The 2943-nt window shown below is 65.9% G+C and carries 3 protein-coding genes; all 3 read right to left on the bottom strand.

Features of this window, described 5'->3' with window-relative positions; all coding sequences use genetic code 11:
• Positions 1–107: 107 nt before the first annotated feature.
• Positions 108–1235, bottom strand: a complete 1128-nt coding sequence (locus QZV93_RS13790) for a DNA polymerase III subunit delta' (RefSeq protein ID WP_295559207.1) — start codon at positions 1233–1235, stop codon at positions 108–110.
• Positions 1235–1861, bottom strand: a complete 627-nt coding sequence (tmk, locus tag QZV93_RS13785) for a dTMP kinase (RefSeq protein WP_295559206.1) — start codon at positions 1859–1861, stop codon at positions 1235–1237. Before tmk ends, QZV93_RS13790 begins: the two co-directional genes overlap by 1 nt.
• 121 nt (positions 1862–1982) lie before the next feature.
• On the bottom strand, positions 1983–2765 hold the full coding sequence (locus tag QZV93_RS13780; RefSeq protein ID WP_295559205.1) for an outer membrane beta-barrel protein: 783 nt from the start codon (positions 2763–2765) through the stop codon (positions 1983–1985).
• Between the last annotated feature and the right edge of the window lie 178 nt (positions 2766–2943).

The following is a 2943-nucleotide window of genomic DNA, read 5'->3' as shown; positions in this document are numbered from 1 at the left end:
AGACCGATGATTCACGCTTCGGACTGATAGGGCCCGAAGCGATCATGGTCATTTAGCAAGACCGATGATTCACGCCTCGGACTGATAGGGTCCGAAGCGATCATGGTCTATGAGCGAGCGGCCGTCTCCAGCCGGGAGAGAACGTCGAGGATCAGGGCCTTGCGGTCGAGGTTGAGCGCTGCCGTATCGGCCTTGTCCGCGGCCACTCTTTCCCACAAGCCGGCCCAGGTGGCAAGCCGTGCGGGGCCGATCAGGCGGTGCGCCAGGGCCAGCTCGTCCGCATCGCCCTTGCCGCGGGCCTCCGCATCGACGAGGCGGGCAACGGCGCTCATCAGAAGCTCGAAAAAGAGCTCGTAGCGCTGATCGGCGGCCTGCCCCGACAGTTCGTCGCCGAGGGCATGAGCGGCCGCCCAATCGACGGTCGGCAGGCCGCTCAACATCGCGGAAATCCTGTCATAGAGGACGAGCCCTTTGGCGGCCTGGAGGGCCAGCAGGCGGCGCACGCTGCCGTCGGCAAGGCGCGTCAGGCGCTCCCACTCCGATGCCGCGGGAGCCGCGCCTTCGACCTCGTCCCCACTCGACACGTACGCCTGCGTCACGGCTCGGCGCAGGGGCTCGCCGGCGAGCGGGGCCAAGTCCAGCGTGCGCACGCGCGAGCGGATCGTCACCAGCAGGCGTCCCGGTGCCGACGACACGAGCAGGAACACGGTGCGCGGCGGCGGCTCCTCGAGCGATTTCAGGAGCGCATTGGCGGCGGAGATATTCAGCTCGTCGGCGCGATCGACGATGACGACGCGCCAGGTATCGGCGTCGGACGTGCGGCCGAGGAAGGCCTTCAGGCGGCGCACCTCGTCGACGGGGATGGTGGCCGGAAAGCGCTTGGTCTTCTGATCCCAGGCGCGACGGATGACGAGCAGTCCGGGATGTGAGAGCGCGAGGACCTGGCGCGCGGCGCGCGTCTCCGGTGCGATGTCGAGCGTGCCGTGTTGGCGCTCGGCGGGGTCGGCGAGCACATGACGGGCGAAGCGATAGGCCAGCGTCGCCTTGCCGATGCCTTCGACACCGGTGATCAGCCAGCCGTGATGCATGCGGCCGGAGGCGAAGGCGTCGGCGAGCATCTCCTCAGCGCCCTCGTGACCGTAGAGGCGTTCCGTCGCGCGCGGATGGGGAAAGCCGTCGAGGCGATCGGCCTCGGGCAACTCCTCGATCTCGTGCGTGACCGGCGCGCGGGCCATCACCGCACCCCGCCAAGAAGACGCGACTTCACCGTGCTCCAGATGTCGGCGGCGACGTCTTCCGCGGACCGGTCGGCATCTATGACGGCACAGCGGGCCGGCTCGGCGCGAGCGATGGCCAGAAAGCCGTCCTGCAGCCGCTTGTGATAGTCCGTGCTTTCGGCATCGAAACGCGACAAGGCCCCGCGCGCTTCGGTGCGCTTCAATCCTGCTTCGGCCGGTAGATCGAGAACGAGGGTCAGATCGGGATAGGTGGGCGCGATGGTGCGGATTTCGAGTGCTCCGATGAGATCTCCGGGCGCGCCTCCGAGCAGACCCTGATAGACGCGCGTGGAATCCATAAAGCGATCGCAGACAACCCAGGTGCCGTGATCGAGTGCGGGGCGGATGACCTTCGCCACATGCTCGGCGCGAGCGGCCGCGAACAGCAGGAGCTCGGTCGTGGGCTCGGGAGCGGCGTCGAGCACCAACGATCGAATACCCTCTCCCAGCGGGGTGCCACCCGGCTCGCGAGTGACGACGATGCCGAGGCCCGCCGCGCGCAAGCGTTCGGCGAGCAACGCCACCTGGGTGGATTTGCCCGAGCCCTCGCCGCCTTCGAAGGTGATGAATTTGCCGCGTGTCATGGCGGCGGAGACTAGTGGGGGATCGGGCGGGATGGAAGCTGGAAGAGTAGGGCGGGGCTCCGCCGGCGGCCACAACGACGGATTGTTGTGGCCTTGTGGACCTAACCGCTACGGCGTCAGGCTAGAAATTGAACCCGATGCCGGCGGTTCCCAGATGGTAGGAGGTCTCGTCGAAGCTCACCGTCCAGGCGGAGGTGGCAGCATGTGCGGCCTCCACGGTGGGCCCGAAGCTCTGATCGACGGCGCCGAGGTACAGGTAGCGATATTCGCCGAACACGTAGGCGTTGCTGCTAATGGCGATGCGAATACCGGCCTTGATTTGAGCGGCGAAGGTCCAGGCGGAGGCGTCGGGGCCGGAGTTGAAATGGTTGAGGGCGCCCTCTGCCGGGTTGGTCTGCAGAGATTTTGCGCTATCGACATCGACGCTCGCGGCGCCGATGCCGCCACCGATATAGGGCGTCACGCCCGGATAGACTGTCGGAAAGCTGAAGACCAGGTTCGCCAGAAGGACGGCGCTGTGCATCGGGAAGGTGTTGTCGAACGTCTGCTCCGCACCGCGGACATTGCTGTTTTGCAGTGTCGCATTCCGCGTGTCCGCGTCGAGATAAAATCCTTCGATCTCGAACGCGGGCAGCACGACCGAGGGATATGAGATTTCATAACCGATCTGACCGCCGACGAACCCCACTCCTCCGCTGTCGGTTTGGCCGATCGCATTGATGGACAACGGGCCTCCCTGGGCCTCGATGAAATACGCGGTGCCGCGCTGGACGACGTCGGTGTCGGTGCTGGTGCCGCCGCCGCCGAAAACGCCGACGTAGATGCCGCGTGCCGGTCTGTCGGCAGCGAAGGCCGGGATCGCCACGAGACTCGCGATGACCGCCAAAGCCAGTTTGATTCGCATTGCGTCCCCCTTCGATTCGCCGAATCGCTCCGTTAAAAGAGGATCGAACTATTGGGGCATGGCCGCAAGTGCACTGGATCTGCCGAGCACTTAAATCGTGCGCGCATGCCGGTGAGCATCGCTGCTTTTCAGCTCGGCGAGCTTTCATGATGCGTGCGCGTAGCCCACTGACGCGTGC

This window comes from uncultured Hyphomicrobium sp. (assembly GCF_902826555.1).
GTDB lineage: Bacteria > Pseudomonadota > Alphaproteobacteria > Rhizobiales > Hyphomicrobiaceae > Hyphomicrobium_C.
This window is presented reverse-complemented; position numbering and strand designations above follow the sequence as displayed.

Coding starts and splice junctions, on each gene's coding strand:
- QZV93_RS13790 (WP_295559207.1), bottom strand. CDS start 1,235: ATGGCCCGCGCGCCGGTCACGCACGAGATCGAGGAGTTGCCCGAGGCC.
- tmk (WP_295559206.1), bottom strand. CDS start 1,861: ATGACACGCGGCAAATTCATCACCTTCGAAGGCGGCGAGGGCTCGGGC.
- QZV93_RS13780 (WP_295559205.1), bottom strand. CDS start 2,765: ATGCGAATCAAACTGGCTTTGGCGGTCATCGCGAGTCTCGTGGCGATC.